Here is a 16,442-nt window from a genome sequence, read left to right on the forward strand (position 1 = left end):
GCGCTCAGGCCCCCGTTCCCGCCGCGGCGAGCACGAAGTCGACCAGCGTCCCGATGCGCAGGCCGATGACGTCGTCCAGCTCCTTCTCGGCGAGGAACTCCGCGAGGTTGACGCGCTCGCCGTAGCGTTCGGCGAGCAGCGCGCCGATCTCGACCAGGTCGATGCTCTCCAGGCCGAGGTCCTCGTGAAATGTGGTGTCCGCGGTGACCTCGACGTCGAGGCCGCCGTACTCGTCGAGCACGCGTGCGAGCATCGTGGTGATGTCGGCCAGCACGCTGGCCTCGGTGAGCGGGTGGGTGGTGGTCATGGCGTCTCTCCTGTCGTCGGTGCTTGGGTCGCGTCAGTACGCACGGCGACGGCGTACTGCCTGGCCGGAAGCGCATCTGGGTTGCGGATCACATCGGTACGCACGCGGTATTCGCGCTCCGATGTGGCCAGCGTGAGATCTCGGCCGGCAACGTCGCTGAGCACGGCGGTGTCGGCAGTGTCGGCGGTGACCGCCCGGGCCGCGGCGAGCCGCGCGAGCGCGACCGGCAGCGGATCGGACGTCACGTCGCGGAGCCGGTCCAGCAGGGCCTCCTCGGCCGAGGTCATCGCCTGATGCACGGACAGCGAACCCCCGACGACCTCGATGACCGCGATCAGGCGCTCGCCGACGACAGTGATCTCGTGCGTCTGCGCGACGTGCAGATACTGGTGGCCGCGTGCGCTGGTCACGCTGAGGCAGCCCGCCGTGTCCTGTCGCACTCGCAGTTCGGCGGGGAACAGCGGGCCGTGCCCTGCGTCGGCCACACGTCCGCGCGCCGCGTCCTTGGCGGCGATCCGCGCCAGCAGCCAGCGCCGCCGTTCGGTGGGCGCGAGCCGGTCGTACTCCGCGCGTTCGGCCGCGGCGAGGTACTTGTGCCGCAGGAACTCGCGGGTGGCGAGGCTGGTCCACTCGTCGGCGACCGCCCAGCATGCGCTCTGCCTGGCGGCGAGCGTGTTGTGCTGCGGGAAGCGGTGTATGGCGCAGACCCGTTCACCGCCTTCGATGCGGAAGTCCCGCCATCCGGTCACCGAGATCGCCACGCTGCCACCGACGCTGAGCTGCCCGTCGACGACGATCCACTCGTCACGGCAGTCGGTAACAGCGATCGTGGCATCGACCGTGGTGCCCGGCGCGGGTTCCGGCTGGTGGAAGCGGATGCTCGCGATCTCGGCGGGGAACGCGATGCAGCGCTCGGGACGGCGTTCCACCAGCCACTGACCGATGAGCTGGCCGAAGTTGTCCAGCAGGGCGCCGGGCGGGTCGAGCACGGTGATCTCACCACGCATGCCCTGCTCCGCGATCGCGACCGAGCGGGTGATGCCTTGGAACGCCGGGCCGTGGAACATCCAACGCTCGTCGTAGAGACGTCGCGCGGTGAGCCGCGGGGCCCGCTTGTCTGGCCAGGGGCGCCAGGGGTCCGGGGCCGTGTGGGGCACGGCGTCGTGGCTCGGGGCGAGCACGAGTTCGGCGTCGGCGAAGTCCCCGAGGCTGACGGCGAGCATGATTCGCCCGGTGCCGGTGGCGTCCGGGGTGGCGACCGGCCGCACCGTGACGTCGACGCGGGTCGGCGGTGCGGCAACCAGCCAGCGACGTAGCCGCAGGTTGCGCACCTCGATGACGACGTGGCCTCGTACCGCCGCGAGCGCGGCGTCGAGCATGTGGGCGACCATCGTGGTCGCGGGCAAGACCGGCCTGCGATCCGTCTCGTCCTGCCAGTCCTCCCGCTGCGCCGCCATGCAGTGATCCAGCAAGTACGGCATGGCGGCAGTAGAGACGTCCAATGTGGACCGTATGGGCTCGACTGTTGGCCGCACTGCCTGCGGCGCCGCGATCGGCCGCGGCGTTGCGTGGGGCCGCTGGTCTCGCGGCCCCGCGGCCCGCGCCGCCGTCACGACGTCGGCAACCGCATCGGCGGTGTCCGCAAGCAGGCGTCGTAGATCGTCGAGTGCGGGCAGGCTCGTGCTCAGCTCCCGCAGCCGCACCAGCGGGTCGTCCGCGTCCGCCGGCGTAGCGCGCACCGGCCTGCTCGCCGCGTCGTCCCGTTGTGCCTCGGTCGGGTGCACGGCTGGCCCGGCTGCGTCCCGCGCCAGCACGGCGAAGTCCGGTGCACCGCCTTCGACCCAGACAGCCGCGGCCACCCGACGCAGCTGCGCGATCCCGCTGCGATGCGCGGAGTTCGCCGCGATGGTCAGGTGCGGGCTGCCGCGCAGCGTGTCGTCGATCAGCGAACCGAGCTGACCCGGCCCGACCTGCACGAACACCCGTGTGCCCGCGTCGTGCATCGCACGGATGAGCGGGCTGAACCGCACGGGCTCCAGCAGATGCCGGACGCTCAGCTCCCTGATCGCGGCCGGATCGTCCGGGAACGGCCGCGCGGTCGTCGCGGACCAGACCGGCAGCGAAGCCGTGCGCATCGGCAGGCTCGGCAAGCCGTCCGTGAGGAACGGCCCGAGGTACGGCGCCAGCATCGGTGTGTGGAACCCGGAACGAAACGGCAGCGGCTGGCACAGCACACCGGCGGAGCGCAGGTCCGACATGATGTCGGCGACCTCATCGGACGGTCCACAGATCACCGTCTGACTCGGTGAGTTCTCGTGCGAGATGACCACGCCGTCGCGATCCGTGATCGCGTCGGCAGCACGATCCGGAGCGCAGCCGAGCACCACGAACTCCACGCCAGGTATCCGCAGCGCGTCCAAATCGGAGCGCGCGACCATGCCGTCGAAGTCCGAACGCGACACGATGTCGCCCGCGATCATGGCCTGCCACTCTCCCGCGCTGTGTCCCGCGACGGCATCCGGCCGGACGCCGAGCGCCAGTAGCGCGTCCCGGAGCAAGCCGCCGACGGCGAACACCGACGCGGCATGCCTGCCGACGCTGTGCGCACTCAACTCGGGGACCTCGACGTCGAGCAGGGCGGCGATGTCCTCGACCCGCGGATCGAAGTCCGCCTCGAGTCCGGGGAAGACGAACGCGAGACCGCCGGTCGCGAGCAGCGGTTCCGGCGAGAACCAGATATCCCTGCGCCCGCGCAGCGGTGCGCCCTTGGTGACGATCCTGCGGGCCAGCGCGAGCCGTTCCGGTGTCGGGTCGATGACGCCAAGCCGGGGTCCGGACGCTGGTTCGGCCGCGACTCCCTCGCCCGCGCTCGCCGCATCGATCCGTTCCGCCAGCTCAGCGGTGTTCCGTGCGGCGAGCAGGAGCATCCGTTCGGGTTCCCGCGTGGCCGCGGCTGCCCGCGCGCCGCCGTGTGCTGCGACCGTACGCACTACCACTCCGACGCGGTGTAGACGACGGACGTGTCCTGCCGCGATCCCCACGCGAGCTCGCGCAGCAGGCAGGCGACGCCGTCCTCGGCGTCGATGAGGGTGATGCCGCGCTCGGCGTAGTCGCGGGCGAGTTCGGCGCTGACCATGCCGCCGTGCTCCGCGCCGGGTGCCCACGGCCCCCAGTGGACGGTCACGGTGCGCTCGGCCGCCGTTCCTGACGACGCCGTTCCCAGCGTGTCCAGCGCGTCGTTCGCCGAGGCGTAGTCGGCTTGGCCCCGGTTGCCGAAGGTCGCGGCGATGCTGCCGAACAGCACCGCGAACTTCGGCCGCGTCGGCAGTCGCGCCAGCTCACCGAGCAGCACGGCGGCGCCGTCCACCTTGGTCCCGTACACCCTGGTGAACGAGTCGGGGTCTTTGTCCGCGACCAGTCGGTCTTCGATGACACCCGCCGCGTAGACGACGCCGTCGATACGGCCGTGCTCGGCGTGCACCGCCTTGACCAGGTGACGGATCGACTCGGCGTCGCGGGCGTCGACCGTGTGGTACGTGACCTCGCTTCCTGTCGCGCGCAGCTCCGCCAGCGTCGTCGCGACTTCCCGCTGCGCCAGGATGCGCTTGGCGGCACGGTCGATCTCGGCGGGCGTGGTGTCGTTGGTGGCGAGTGCCGTGCGCAGCGAGGGCAGGTCGGTCGCGGCGGCGATCGCCGGGTCCTCCGGTTCGGTGGGCAGCGCCGTGCGGCCCGCCAGTTCGATGCGGCAGCCGGTCGCGGCAGCCAGGGCGGCGGCGACTCGGGCGGTGATGCCGCGTGCGCCGCCGATCAGCACCACCACCGAGTCAGCGTCGAGGCCCATCGCCCGCACCTCGGCTGCGCCAGCGGGATCGGAGCCGGTCGTGCCGAGCGCGGCCGGCACCAGCCGGAACGCGTGTCTGCCGTGTTCGGAATGCGTCACCACCGGCTCATCGTCGTCGCTGAGCAATTCACCGACGAGACCGCGCGCCAGTTCGTCGCGGTCGGCCTCCCGGTCGAACTCGGCAAGCCGGACCGTGGTGTCCGGATACTCCCGTCGCAATGTGCGGGCGAGTCCACGCAGGCCAGCGGCATGCGGCAGCGGGGTGAAGCCGATCCGCGCCGCGGCGAGCAGCCAGCGGGGTTCGCGGAGCGCGGCCGAGCGGAACAGCGGGTAGGTAGCTGGCAACACCGGGTCGCCCTCCAGCGCGGTGGCATGGAGGGAGATCACGCCATCGACAGTGGTGATCACGTCGCTGACCTCGTCCGCGTCGCCGATCACGAACGGCATCGCACCGCGTGCGGACAACTCGGCGGCCACCTCATCCGCGAGCAGGTCATCGCCACCCGCGATGACGATGTTCGCGCCAACCAGCGCAGTAGGGTCTGCCTCCTCGGCCGCGGCATTGGCGAGGTCGAGCACGTAGCGAGCGGGTGAGCCGACGCGGGGTTCGAGGCGAGCCGCTGCCGAGGCTTCCGCGCGGTGCTCGGTTGGAGCCGGTACGGGGTGCGCCTCCGGCCTCGCGCCGTTCCGCGTGGTGCCCGTGTCGGACGGCGCGAGCACGTCCGCCATCGCCGCCGCCGTTCTGGCTTGCGCGAGTTCCTCGATCCTGTCCGCGAGTTGCACCTTATCCGCGCCGAGTTGAACCTTGTTCGCCGCGAGTTCGCCGTTACGGTGCGCGAGTTCTCCCTTCTGGCCGCCGAGTTCGCCGTTACGGAGCCGCGAGTTCAGCTCACCAGCGATCTCGGTGCGCTTGATCGAATCGACGCTCAGGTCGGCTTCCAGGTCCAGGTCGGGGCTGATCATGTCGACCGGGTAGCCGGTGCGCTGCGCGATCACCTCGATGACCGTGGTCAGCACGTCGACACCCCCAGTGCCGTCGGTGCTGCCAGCGCCATCGGGGCTGGTGGGGAGCGCGGACTCAGCAGAATGCTCGTCCGCCGCGGACTCGGCGTGCGGCTCGGGGGCAGCCGTGACTCGCGGCGAAGCTGACACCGGAAGCGGCGGGACGTCCTGCCGTCCAGACGTGCCGAAGTACGACAACAGCACGTCGCGCTGCGCCGCGATCAGTTCCCTGCTGGTGCGCAGGAAGTCGCTGACAAGGGCATCGTCGTCGTTCGCACCGGGGGATGGAGCCGATTGGGTCACCGTGATGTCCTCGATGGGTCGGGCGGGTGCGAGCCCGCCGGGAACGATCTGGCCGTCGGCCGTGCGAACGGTCGCGCCGTTGACGACCCAGCCCGGCCTGCGCGGCGGTGTCACACCGGAGACATCGCGGGCGTCGCGGCCGGTGAACAGCGGGCCCGTGCGCACCGGCACGCCCGCCACCGCGAGCCGGGCCAGCGCTGTCAGCAAGCCGGAAATCCCGTCATGCCCGGGCGTTTCCAGGCTGACGACGGTGTGCGGGCGGTCCCCAAGGGTCGCCGTGACCAGCCCGGACAACACCCGGCCCTGCCCGGCCTCGACGAACGTCCGGACGCCGTCGGCGTACATCGCGTCGATCTGCTCCGCGAAGCGCACCGGCGCGCTGACCTGCGCGGCCAGCTCCGCCGCGACATCAGCGTCCGCCGGGTACGGCGCGGCCGTGCGGTTCGACCACACCGGACGATCCAGCGCGCCGATGTGGTGCTCGTCGAGCACTGCCGCGAATCGCTCGCCCGCGCCGTCGATGACAGGGCTGTGGAACGCACACGCCACGGGAAGCCGTTTCGCGGCGATGCCCTGGTCATCCAACGCGTCGAGCACGGCGGCCAGTTGCTCAGTGGCACCGGAGATGACGACTTGACCTGGCGCGTTGTCGTTGGCGACGACGACATGGCCGGTCGCGCCCGCCGCGTCGATCGCGCGCCGCGCCTCGGCTGACGTCGTGGACACGGCGGCCATCGCGCCGGGGTCGTCGCCCGCCGCCGAGAGGATCGCCTCAGCCCGTGCCGACGACAACGCCAGCAGTGTGTCGACGTCACACGCGCCCGCCGCCCCCAGCGCCACCAGCTCGCCATAGCTGTGCCCGGCGTAGGAGTCGGCGGTGACACCGAGCGTGCGCAGCAGTTCGTGCGCCGCGAGCCCGGTGATGCCGAGCGCGGGCTGCGCCATCCGGGTGTCGCGCAGCCGTTCGGCCTGCTCGCGCGCGGCGTCCTGGCCGAACGCGGCTGGCGGGAACAGCGCGGCCCGCACGTCGGCGTCGTCCCCAGCGAACCGGTGCAGCTCGGGAAACGCGACGAACAGCTCCGCGAGCATGCCGGGCCGCTGGCTGCCCTGGCCGGGGAACAGCATCGCCAGCGCGCCTTCGGGCGCGCCGTCCGCGCGGAACAGCCCGCGCTCCGGGTCCGACTCGCCGCGCAACGCCGCTCGCAGCAGCTCAGCCAGCTCCGCGATGTCGCGGGCGACGACGGCGATCCGCACCGGCGCGGCATCGACACTGGCCTGCGCGGACACGGTCTTCGCCAGATCTCGCAGCGTCCACGGCTCGCCGTGCTCGCTGTTGGTCTCGATCAGCGTCAGCAGCCGTTCGATCCGGCGGTGCGCTGCCACATCATCGGTGCCGGGGAAGGTGAACAGCTCGGCGGGCCAGCGGTGCAGCCCGTGCCGGTTGTCGCGCGCCGATGGATGCCCGCTGACGACGATGTGGAAGTTGGTGCCGCCGAACCCGAACGCGCTGACCCCCGCGTAGCGCCGTTCCGGCTCGACCAACCACGGTGACGGCGTCTCGTGGAACACGAACGGACTGGTGCCGGAGTCCCAGCCGGGGTTCGGCGCGGCGATGCCACGTGTCGGCGGCTTCACTCCGGTGTAGACGGACATGGCGATCTTGATCAGTCCTGCGAGACCGGCCGCGCACTTGGTGTGGCCGATCTGCGACTTCACCGAGCCGAGCACACAGCTCCCCCGCGCGGCACCGGCCGCGTCGAACATCCCGGTCAGCGTCTCCAACTCGGTGCGGTCGCCGACGACGGTGCCGGTGCCATGCGCCTCGATCAGCCCTACTTCCGCGGGCGAGACACCCGCGACGTGGTACGCCCGATCGAGCGCCCTGCGCTGTCCCTCCGGCCGGGGCGCGGTCAGGCCGAGCGCCTTGCCGTCACTACCGCCACCGACACCCTTGATCACCCCATAGATCCGGTCGCCGTCGCGTTCGGCGTCCCCGAGACGTTTCAGCACCACGCACGACACGCCTTCGGACAGCGCGATCCCATCGGCGGTGGAGTCGAACGGTTTGCACCGACCGGTGGGCGAGAGCGCGCCGACCGACGCGAACAGCAGGAAGTCCTCAATCGCGTTGTGCAGGTCAGCGCTGCCGCACACCATGACGTCGCTGTTTCCCGTCGCCAGCTCCTTGCACGCGGCGTCCACAGTGGCCAGTGACGATGCGCAGGCTGCGTCGATGGTGTAGTTCATGCCGCCGAGGTCGAGCCGGTTGGCGATCCTGCCAGCGACGACACTGCCAAGCCTGCCGGGTAGCGAGTCCTCACCGAGTAGCGGCAGTTGTTCGTCCAGCTCAGGTGGAAGTGTGCCGAGGTAGGACGGCAGCACCATCCGCAACGTCTTGGCGTTGGCGAGGTCGCTGCCGACGGCGGCGGCGAACAGCACGCCGGTGCGCTCCCGATCGATGCGTCCGCCCGCGTCGGCCAGTGCCTGGTCAGCGATACGCAGCGCGATGAGTTGCACCGGTTCGATCGCGGCCAGTGCGGACGGTGGGATCCCGTAAGCGAGTGGGTCGAAGTCCAGGTCCGCGAGGAAGCCACCCCATTTGGATGGCGTCCAGTCGCCGCGCGGCGGATCATCCCGCGTGTCCGGTGCGGCGTAGTAGACGTCGGGGTTCCAGCGCTCACGTGGCACCTCGGTCACCACATCGGCGTTGGCGAGGATCTGCGACCAGAACCCGGCGAGGTCGTCCGCGCCGGGATAGGTGCAGGCCATGCCGACGATGGCGATGTCAAGCGGGTCCGGTTCGGACACTCGCGCGCTCTGGCCGAGGTCGCCACGCAACGTCGCGGCCCTGTCATCGAGGAACGCGGCCGCGCCTGAGGTGACCGAGGCATGCAGCGCGTCGATGGTGGTGACGTCGTCACGCAAGGTCGCGACCTGGCCCGCCATGAACAGACCGAGCTCTCGCTGCTCGGCTTCGTCCACAGTGACCAGCTCGTCGCCCTCACGCCACAGTCCCTTGCTCGCGATACGCAGCCGACCGACGTTGAGCTGCTCCAACCGCTCCCAGGCGTCGCGCTGCTCGACACCGTTCGACGAGAGTTCGTCCACTGTGGCGCGAAAGCTCGTCGTGAACGGGCTGGCCACGCAGCGGGTCGCGTGGCCAGGCGCGGTCTCCAGCAGTTCAGTGTGCTCGGCGGCCAGTACTTGCCGCTGGAACACGGTTCCGACCGCGCCATGCGTGACGGCCTCTTCGGTGAAGAGGTACCCAGTACCGAGCAGCACGCCAACCGCGACACCCTGCCGGGCCAGCGGTGCGGCCAGCGCGGACACCATGGCGGCGGAGCGCTCGTCATGGATGCCGCCCGCGAACAGTACCTGCACGTCATCGCCGGTTCCGGTGCGCTCGATGTGGTCTAGCAACACGCCAAGCTGCGCCTCCCACAGCGCGAAACTCGTCCTCGGCCCAATGTGGCCGCCGCATTCGGAACCTTCGAAGACGAACCCGCGCGCCCCGGCGTCGAGGAATTGCGCGAGCAGGCCGGGCGACGGCACATGCAGGAACGTGGTGATGCCTTCGGCTTCCAGTACACGTGCCTGGTCTGGCCTGCCCCCTGCGATGATCGCGCTGGACGGCCGCACCCGCTTGATGACGTCGAGCTGCGCGTTGCGGACGTCTTGCGGGGCAAAACCAAGGACGCCGACGCCCCATGGTTGTTCACCCAGTTCATCGCGAGTGCGTTCCAGCAGTGCGCTGGTCTGCTCTGCGGTGGACAGCGCGAGCGCGAGCATTGGCAGCCCGCCCTCGGCGGCGACTGCGGCAGCGAATCCAGCCTGATCGCTGACTCGCGTCATCGGCCCCTGAACCACGGGCAACTCGGTGCCGAGCGCGGCCGCCATGGCCGACCCCGCGCCAAGATTCGCGTGCTCGCTGGCGACGTCGTGGATCGCGCAGAGCACCGCACGCACCGCTCTGGCCACGGAGCCGTACGACTCGGCGAACCGGCTGGCGAGGAAGGCATCCTGCCCGACAGGCAGGACTCGGCCGTGTCTGCTGATCAACACCCGGACGCCATCGTCGATGGTGGTGTCCGTGCCGTCGCTGGCAGCGATCGCGGCCCGGACATCGTCCGGCAGGTCGGATTCGGGCAGTAGCGCGAGCTGGGTGTCGAGCACGACGCCCGCGGCGCCGCCCGCGACGGCGGCGGCAGCGGTGTGCGACCCGATGCCACCGCACAGCCACACCGGGACGTCGATGCCCTGCCGTAACAGTTGCTGAAGCAGCACGAACGCGCCCGACTCGCTCACCCTGCCGCCCGATTCGACCCCCTTGGCGATGACGCCGTCCGCGCCGCGGGTCACCGCGGCCACCGCATGCTGCGCCGACGTCACCTCGACGAGCACGAGGTAGCGATCGGGGACGTCGGCGAGCTGCCACGAGGAGTCAGCGCCGAGCACAACGGTGTCGATCCGCTCTGCCTTGTCGCCGAGCAGGTCGAGCACGGCGTCGCAGCTCAGCGCGCAGTCACCGGTCACCCGAATGCCGATGGCGCCACCCGCGGGCAGCGACACCGCCCGCAGCAGGGCGTCCCGTGCGTCACGCCCGCCGTCGCCGAGGTCGACGACACCGAGGCCGCCCGCGCCGCTGACCGCGATCGGTACCCGGCTGCCTGGCATCCCGCACGGGCTCATCCCGAGCAACAGGGTGCGGCGCGGGTCCTTGCCCACTGGCGTCGCGTCGTGTTCCGTCGTCATCAGCGGCCCTCTCGTTGCAGTTCGGTCAGCCATCCCTCGGGATCGGCGGCCTTCTTCGCGTACAGCTGCGCGACATCCGGGTGCGGCAGGATCAGGAACCGTTCGGCGTCGATGCCCTCGAGCGCGATGTCGGCGACCTCAGCGGGGTCGAGGATCGGCCCGAAGTCAGCGACGGCCCGTGCGGCGGGATGCCCTGCGGCGAGCGCGGGCATCAGCAGTCCGGTGTGGACGCCGAGCGGGCACAGCGCGCTCACCGTGACCCCCGAACGGCGGTAGGTCGCGGCGAGCCATTCCGCGAGGCCGACCGCGGCGCTCTTGGTGACCGAGTACGGCGCGTCGCCAGGCAGGCCGAGGAGCCCAGCCGCGGAGGCGGTGATCATGACGTGGCCAGAGCCCCGTGCGGCCATCCCGGGCAACACGGCCTGCGCGAGGTGGACGTGCGCCATGACGTTGACCGACCACGCCGCTGACCAGCGTTCTTGCGGAGCGTGGATGCCCATGCCGACGGCGATCCCCGCGTTCGAGCACAGCAGATCGACCTGCCCGAACTCTCGCTCGCTCGCGGCGATCAGCCCGGCGGCCTGCCGTTGGTCACCGAGATCCGCCCGATGCGCCACGGCGGCGACGCCAAGCTCGCGTATCCGCGCCGCGACATCGGCCGCGGCGGGTCCATCGATATCGGACACCACGATTCCGCGCGGTTTCTCGCGCGCGAATCTCACCGCCAGAGCCGCGCCGATTCCACCACCGGCTCCGGTTATGACCACGGTTTTGTCACGCAGTTTCATCAGACTCCTCCGGGCCACGTCCACAACCGGCACCCGTCGCGACGGCAGTGCGATTTCGATACTGCGGGAAAACTAAGTCGCTGCTCCGAAGGCGTCAAGCGATGGGTCATGAATGCGTTCTCAGCACACGGTTGTCACCAGAGAACTTGTGCGCAGTTGAGCACAATCTCATGGCGTCACGGTCAGTGAAATACCTGATAACAGCCTGTCGACATGCGACGAAACCGAGGAAGGACGGCACTTCCTTGTCGTGTGCGTCCAATCACATATCACTGTTGTGTCCGACGCTGACAAGTTCTCACCCCCGTTTGCCAGACGTCGTTTACGAGCCTTGTACACCGCGGCAGCACGCCGTTAGCTTGCTATTTGGAGATAGCGCGAAATAGCTATTTCCAGGAACTGCCTCCTACGTTGATAAAACGTGACAAATGGCGGGACCGACCTTATTCGACCTTCGACTAAGAAGGAACGGAAGGAAGATTTCGTGAGTAGTAAGAGACGCGCAAAGTTGCTGGCCGCGGGGATCGCCGCGACCGGGTCAGCCGGGCTCGTCGCGGCCACCATGGCCGTCGGCGCAGGCATCAGCTCGGCCGACCCCGTTACCAAGACCGTGGAGTACAACTGCCCGTTCCCGTTGATCGGCGAACAGACCGTCAGCGTCACGATCAACACCGACATGCCGTCCTCGATCGAGGTTGGTGAGCCGACCGGGCAGTTCGACATCGTGTCGACCGCCAACGCGGGCACGACGGCGACGGAAGGCCTCAACCTGGTCGACGCGGAGACCATCGAGGGCACCGCGTCGATGGAGTCGACCGTAGAAGCGCCCGGCATCACGCTGCCGGTGACGGTGCCCAATGAGATCCCGGTGACGCCGGTGCCGGAGAACGGCAACGACCTGATCATCGAGAACATCACGGGCTCGACTCCGTCGCTGACCTTCGAAGAACCGGGCCACGCCACGATTTCGCTCGGCAACATGACGATGACCCTGACGCCGCGTAAGGCGGACGGCAGCGAGACCGGGCTCGGCACGTTCGAGTCGGCCTGCACCGCGGTCGAGGGCCAGGACATGGTGCTGCACGAGTTCGAGATCACCGACAGCGGCGGGACTGACGGCGGCACCGACGACGGTGGCGCTGCCGATGGCGGTACTGACGACGGTGGGACCACCGACGGGGGTACCGACGGCGGCACGGACGACGGTGGCGCTGCTGACGGCACCGACGGTGGAACCGACACCGGTGGCACCGACGACGGCGGTGCCGCTGACGGCACCGACGGAGGTACGGACACCGGAGGGACCGACGGCGGCACCGACGACGGCGGCACCGACGACGGTGGCGCTGCCGACGGCGGCACCACGGACGGTGGCACCGACGACGGCGGTGCGGCTGACGGTGGCGCGGCTGACGGCGGAACCGCCGATGGTGGTGGCGACGACGGCGGGGGCGGCGGCCCCATCGACCTCGCCTTTGACCTGAAGGGCGAGTCGCACATCAAGGCAGCGAACGGGACGGTCCCGCTCAGCGGCAACATCGACGTCCTCTTCAACCTGGCCGAGCAGAAATACACCGCCGACCTGACGCTGGACCCGACGCGAGGCGAGTTCACCATCCTCGGCTTCCTGCAGGCGACGGCAGACATCGAGTTCGAGCAGGTCGGCAAGACCACCGGCACGTTTGACGGCAACACGCTCACCTCGCACTCGGAGGCGTACGTCAAGCTGCCCAGCGTGTCCGCGTGGGGCTTCCCGATCGGTGGTGGCGAGAACTGCCAGACCGTCGAGCCCGCGGTGTTCGACATGACCGGTGAGGGCTTCGACCCGTTCTCCGGCGGCACGCTGTCGACGGACGACTACACGCTGCCCGAGCTGGAGGGCTGCGGCCATCTCAACGACTGGATCAGCGCGTTCACCGCTGGTTCGGGCAACACCATCACCATGGACCTGACGGCGAAGTAAAACCCCGACCGGTCCTTTCGATGGCCCCTGCCACCCGGCAGGGGCCATCGTGCTGTCCGCAGCCGACGCGGCCCGCGCGAGTCGCACCCTAATTGGTGCGAGTCGCACCTTGTTGGACACGATTTGCACCGTGAGGATGCGCGAGTCCCAACGTTGTCGTGCCGCGAGTTCTGCGGTGTGGCGTCGCGAGTTTCTACTTCCGTGCCCCCGAGTTCCTTGCTCCAGTGCGACGGATAGCACCGCGGGTGGCTATATGGACCAGCTCCTCATCGCACGACCCAGCAACAGGTCCTCCGGGCGAGAGCTGGCAACCAAGACGCCAGAACCGGAAAGGGAATGCCACAGCACGGCGCTGAACAAGCGCGGCTAAGGAGACTCGGGACTCACGACGACGGACACCAGTGCGACTCGCGCCAGCTAAGGTGCAACTCGCGCCAGCTAAGGTGCAACTCGCGCCAATCAAGGTGCGACTCGCGCCAATCAAGGTGCGACTCGCGGTCAGACGCGATCGAGGGATTCCGCGGGAGTGGCGGTGTCCGAGGTGCGATCGCCCGCCGCCTCCGCGTCGTCAGCGTCCGCTTCAGACTCGGCACGACGCCGCGCCGGACCGCGCCACCGCGCGGACCACCCGCCGACCTTCGCCTCCACCCGGCGCAACAGCGTCGTCGGCAGGAAGATGAGGTCCGCCGAGATAATCGCCAACGAGAAGAACGGCAGCCCGAGCAGGATCGCGATGCCGATGTGCTCCGCGATCAGGCACGCCAGCACGACGTTCTTGATCGGCCGGTTGAACAGCGTGAACGGGAACGCGACCTGCACGATCACCGTGCCGTAGGTCATCAGCAGGATCGGCAGTCCGTAGGCGGACACCGCGTCGGACAGCGCGGGCCACGGCGTGAAGACGTCGACCTGCAGCGGGTAGTACGCGGCCGTGCCGTCTTGCCAGCGGCTGCCCTGCACCTTGAACCAGCCCGCCGTCGCGTACAGCAGGCATACCTGCACGATGATCACCAGCACCGCGCCGTTGTGCACCAGGTTCGTGGTCATGTCGCAGACCGCGCGCGGCTCGCCGCCGGTGAAGCGGTCCACGATCCACCACACGGCATGCACCGCGAGCAGACCCGCGAAGACCAGCAGCCAGCCGCCGCCGAGCACACCGAACGCCCACGCCGTCAGCGCCGCGAGCGCCAGCACCGACCACAGCAGTACACCGGCGACATCCGGGCGACGGCCACGGCGTCCGCCAGCGCTCCCGCCAGCCCGTCGTCGGAACATCGCGTCCAGCGAGAACCGCTCACCACACCGCACGAACACCAGGTAGATCGCCATCAGGTGCAGCACGTTGTCGCCGCCGTCGCTGATGAAGCCATTGCGGTTCTGCACCGACAGCACGCCGATCATGAACAGCACCGACGCCGTCCGCGTCCGCCAGCCGAGCAACAGCATGAGCGACGCCAGGATCGCGAAGACATAGCTCAGCTCGAACCACCACGCGGAGTCCGACCAGAGCAACACCGTGAACGCGCCGTTGTCCTCGACACGCTGCGCGGCCAGATCCGAACTGAGCGGCCCCTCCGGCCCGTACAGCTCGTGCCGGTTCGGCCACTCCCGCAGCAGGAACCCGAGCCAGGTCCCTGCGACGCCGATGCGGACCACCGCCGTCTGGTAGGTGCCGAGCGCGCTGCGCGTGATGCGCTCGTAGCCCATGGCCAGTGCGGCGTCCCAGCTCCGCTGCGTCTCGGTCATCGCCTACTGCCCTCGGGGAAGTCGTGCTCGCTGACCGGCCACCACGGCAGCACGGTGTAGGAGACGTCGTCGGTCGTGGAGCGGTCGCTCCACGCGGGCTCCGGCACGTAGCTGGTGGCCGACCGGAGTTGCACCTCGGTGATCTCGCCGTCGATGTGGTGGCTCATCCGCATCAACGCGACTCGTTTGAGGTACGACTCGATGATCAGCCCGGTCATCGACGTCGCCTCGTGGTCGGCGTTGTGGGTGTTGGTGAAGGTGCGCCAACCTTTGCGCAGCTGGTTGCGGGTGTGACTGGGCAGCAGATTGCCCCTGGTGCCCGCGACGTCGATGGCGGTGAGGTCGATCCACTCCGAGTTCACCGTGCCCTCATCGGTCTTCACCCGGGCGCGGGCATGCAGCGAACGGTTGACGTGCAGCGGCTCCGGCGCGAACAGCGCCCAGTTCTGCAGCAGCTCGGGCGCCATGTAGTCGTAGATCTCGGTCGCGTACTTCTCGCTGACCACGTTCGACGGGGCGATGTAGAAGAACACGATGCCCGTATGGACGAGGACGGCGGTCGCGACGGCACCCGCGACGGCCGCGACGACCGCGCGGGCACGTCGTGACAGCCCGGCGGGCTCACCCGTCGGCTGGCTCTCCGGCTCCATACGCGCTTCTTTCGTCTCGCGCCCGGTCGTGGCGGGTCAATTCTGCCCGCCACGCCGAACGTCTTCGCGCCCACCCGTCGGGATCAGTCCTCCGCCACGAACGCGACCATGATCGACATGGCCACCGGGTCGGCGTGGTCGGTGTCGTAGCGGCTCACCAACTCGATGGTGTCGCCCCGGTTGACGCGCCCGAGGTCGTCCCCGGTGCAGGTGCTCATCGACTCGATGTGTCCCTGGTACGCCGGGTCGGTGCCGTAACCCGCCTCGGACTCGCACAGCGTCTCCCCCGTCGTCCGGTTGTACGCGGTGATCACCTCGCCACCGTCGTGCAGGTGACCGCCAGCGGCCTTCAGCGTGCCGTCGATGGTCGACGTCCACTCCCACGTCGTCGTCGACTCGCCCGCCGGCACCGGGTGGGTGGAGTCGCCGCAGTTGTTGGCGTCCAGCCAGACCGGCGTCGCCTCGGTCATGCCGCTGGTGTGCGCGGGCACATGGGTCATGGTGACGTCGAAGTACACCGCCTGCGACTCGGGCTTCATGTTCATCAGCTCGACCAGCGTCCAGGTCAGCGGCAGCCAGCCGAGCTTCACGCCGGTTCCTGGTGGCAGCTCACCGCCCGTGCGCTCGTTGCCGGAGGCGAACAGCCTGCGACCCGCGAGCCCGAGCGGTTCGTCGTCACACGTGACGTCGCCGCGAGCGCGGTCGAACAACACCGCGTGATGCAGCATGACGCCGGTGTCGTAGTTGGCGCGGGAGCCGTCGGCATAGGTCAGGTCAGGCTGGATCGCCGTGATGTAGCAGTTCACGCACGGCGGGACGAACGGCACCACGACGTTGGTGTGGGTGCCCATGCCGTGTTCACCGTCCCCGTCGCCGGAGTGTGGCTGGGCGATGAGCGGCCCCACTCGTACCGTGGTCGTGGTCGAGCCGTCCGCGTTGCGCTCTGACGCGAGGATCGTGGCGTCGGGACTGGTGGCGTCGGGACTAGTGGGCGCGGCAGCGGCGGTGCTCGGGGCGACGAGCGCCGCCAACACCAGCAACGCGGCACCCACTCGTGCGAAGATCGACATGGGCACTCCCTCCTGCGCGT

Annotated in this window: 8 protein-coding genes; 1 reads left to right on the top strand and 7 read right to left on the bottom strand. The window is 69.6% G+C overall.

Annotation, left to right across the window (positions count from 1 at the left end):
* Positions 1-4: 4 nt before the first annotated feature.
* Genes AMYHA_RS24180 through AMYHA_RS24195 form a run of 4 tightly spaced genes read right to left on the bottom strand, consistent with a single transcriptional unit; the run spans position 5 to position 10,993 of the window.
* Positions 5-307 carry an acyl carrier protein gene (locus tag AMYHA_RS24180; protein WP_034274836.1) on the bottom strand — a complete coding sequence of 101 codons (303 nt, stop codon included), beginning with the start codon at positions 305-307 and terminating at the stop codon, positions 5-7.
* Entirely contained in the window at positions 304-3,297 is a 2,994-nt protein-coding gene (locus AMYHA_RS24185) for an acyltransferase domain-containing protein (RefSeq protein ID WP_051400255.1), read from the bottom strand. The genes AMYHA_RS24180 and AMYHA_RS24185 overlap by 4 nt, the downstream gene beginning before the upstream one ends.
* Positions 3,297-10,205: a type I polyketide synthase gene (locus AMYHA_RS24190; RefSeq protein WP_157362377.1), complete on the bottom strand. Its 6,909-nt coding sequence runs from the start codon at positions 10,203-10,205 to the stop codon at positions 3,297-3,299. The genes AMYHA_RS24185 and AMYHA_RS24190 overlap by 1 nt, the downstream gene beginning before the upstream one ends.
* Entirely contained in the window at positions 10,205-10,993 is a 789-nt protein-coding gene (locus AMYHA_RS24195) for an SDR family NAD(P)-dependent oxidoreductase (protein ID WP_034274838.1), read from the bottom strand. The genes AMYHA_RS24190 and AMYHA_RS24195 overlap by 1 nt, the downstream gene beginning before the upstream one ends.
* Positions 10,994-11,477: 484 nt before the next feature.
* Between AMYHA_RS24195 and AMYHA_RS27685 the strand changes: the two genes are divergently transcribed.
* Positions 11,478-12,956: a DUF6801 domain-containing protein gene (locus tag AMYHA_RS27685; protein WP_196776963.1), complete on the top strand. Its 1,479-nt coding sequence runs from the start codon at positions 11,478-11,480 to the stop codon at positions 12,954-12,956.
* Positions 12,957-13,454: 498 nt separating this feature from the next.
* Here the strand turns inward: AMYHA_RS27685 and AMYHA_RS24205 are convergent, their stop codons facing one another.
* From AMYHA_RS24205 to AMYHA_RS24215, 3 genes are all read right to left on the bottom strand, one after another.
* On the bottom strand, positions 13,455-14,702 hold the full coding sequence (locus AMYHA_RS24205; protein ID WP_051400256.1) for an HTTM domain-containing protein: 1,248 nt from the start codon (positions 14,700-14,702) through the stop codon (positions 13,455-13,457).
* The gene (locus AMYHA_RS24210) at positions 14,699-15,352 is read right to left on the bottom strand and encodes a DUF5819 family protein (protein WP_034274840.1); all 654 of its coding nucleotides are present in this window, start codon (positions 15,350-15,352) and stop codon (positions 14,699-14,701) included. The genes AMYHA_RS24205 and AMYHA_RS24210 overlap by 4 nt, the downstream gene beginning before the upstream one ends.
* Before the next feature lie 83 nt (positions 15,353-15,435).
* On the bottom strand, positions 15,436-16,422 hold the full coding sequence (locus AMYHA_RS24215) for a hypothetical protein (RefSeq protein ID WP_034274842.1): 987 nt from the start codon (positions 16,420-16,422) through the stop codon (positions 15,436-15,438).
* Between the last annotated feature and the right edge of the window lie 20 nt (positions 16,423-16,442).

This window comes from Haloechinothrix halophila YIM 93223, assembly GCF_000504245.1.
In the GTDB taxonomy this organism is placed as follows: Bacteria; Actinomycetota; Actinomycetes; order Mycobacteriales; family Pseudonocardiaceae; genus Haloechinothrix_A; species Haloechinothrix_A halophila.

Excerpts from the sequence above, each read along its gene's own strand:
- AMYHA_RS24180 (WP_034274836.1), bottom strand. The coding sequence starts at position 307 with ATGACCACCACCCACCCGCTCACCGAGGCCAGCGTGCTGGCCGACATC.
- AMYHA_RS24190 (WP_157362377.1), bottom strand. The coding sequence starts at position 10,205 with ATGACGACGGAACACGACGCGACGCCAGTGGGCAAGGACCCGCGCCGC.
- AMYHA_RS24195 (WP_034274838.1), bottom strand. The coding sequence starts at position 10,993 with ATGAAACTGCGTGACAAAACCGTGGTCATAACCGGAGCCGGTGGTGGA.
- AMYHA_RS24205 (WP_051400256.1), bottom strand. The coding sequence starts at position 14,702 with ATGACCGAGACGCAGCGGAGCTGGGACGCCGCACTGGCCATGGGCTAC.
- AMYHA_RS24210 (WP_034274840.1), bottom strand. The coding sequence starts at position 15,352 with ATGGAGCCGGAGAGCCAGCCGACGGGTGAGCCCGCCGGGCTGTCACGA.
- AMYHA_RS24215 (WP_034274842.1), bottom strand. The coding sequence starts at position 16,422 with ATGTCGATCTTCGCACGAGTGGGTGCCGCGTTGCTGGTGTTGGCGGCG.